Below are 720 nucleotides of genomic sequence, written 5' to 3' on the forward strand. Positions count from 1 at the left end.
AATGGCTGAATTCAATAACACCAACCTCGCCGATTTTTCCGGCGTATGGGTATTCTGTGAGCAGCGCCAGGGCAAGCTGCAGCCGACTGTGCTGGAGCTGATTTCCGAGGCGCGCAAGCTGGCGGACGATATGGGTACGGAAGTTTGCGGCCTGCTGCTGGGCGGCAAGGGCGTAGGCGACGCAATGGTTAAGGAACTGGGCGCTTACGGCGCGGACAAGGTTCTGGTTGCGGAGGACGACCTGCTCGAGACCTACACCACCGACGCTTACGCAAAGGTGATTTGCGACGTCGTTATGGCTAAGAAGCCGGAAATCATGCTGATCGCGGCGACCAACATCGGCCGTGACCTCGGCCCGCGCTGCGCAGCTCGTCTGCACACCGGTCTGACCGCGGACTGCACGCACCTCGACGTAGACGTTGAGAAGTACGCTGCATTCCTGCAGGAGGCTTCGACCCTGCCGCAGGCACAGATCGACGCACTCGACCGTGCTGACCGTAACCTGAAGATGACCCGTCCGGCATTCGGCGGTCACCTGATGGCGACCATCATCTGCCCGCGTTTCCGTCCCCAGATGGCAACCGTTCGTCCGGGCGTTCTGAAGAAGGGCGAGTACGACGAGGCGAAGGCAAACGCTGTTGCAGTTGAGAAGGTTGACGTGCAGCTGTCCGATGCGGACCTGCAGACCAAGGTTCTGGAAGTAGTCAAGGAAGCCAAGGA

Annotated in this window: 1 protein-coding gene; it reads left to right on the top strand. The window is 60.3% G+C overall.

The genetic code is table 11. The features are described 5' to 3' along the window. Nucleotide 1: 1 nt before the first annotated feature. Nucleotides 2–720, top strand: a 719-nt coding sequence (locus tag ACESSO_RS16985) for an electron transfer flavoprotein subunit alpha/FixB family protein (RefSeq protein WP_373166724.1), incomplete at its 3' end; no start/stop codon positions are given.

This window comes from Agathobaculum sp. Marseille-P7918, assembly GCF_964248325.1.
In the GTDB taxonomy this organism is placed as follows: domain Bacteria; phylum Bacillota; class Clostridia; order Oscillospirales; family Butyricicoccaceae; genus Agathobaculum.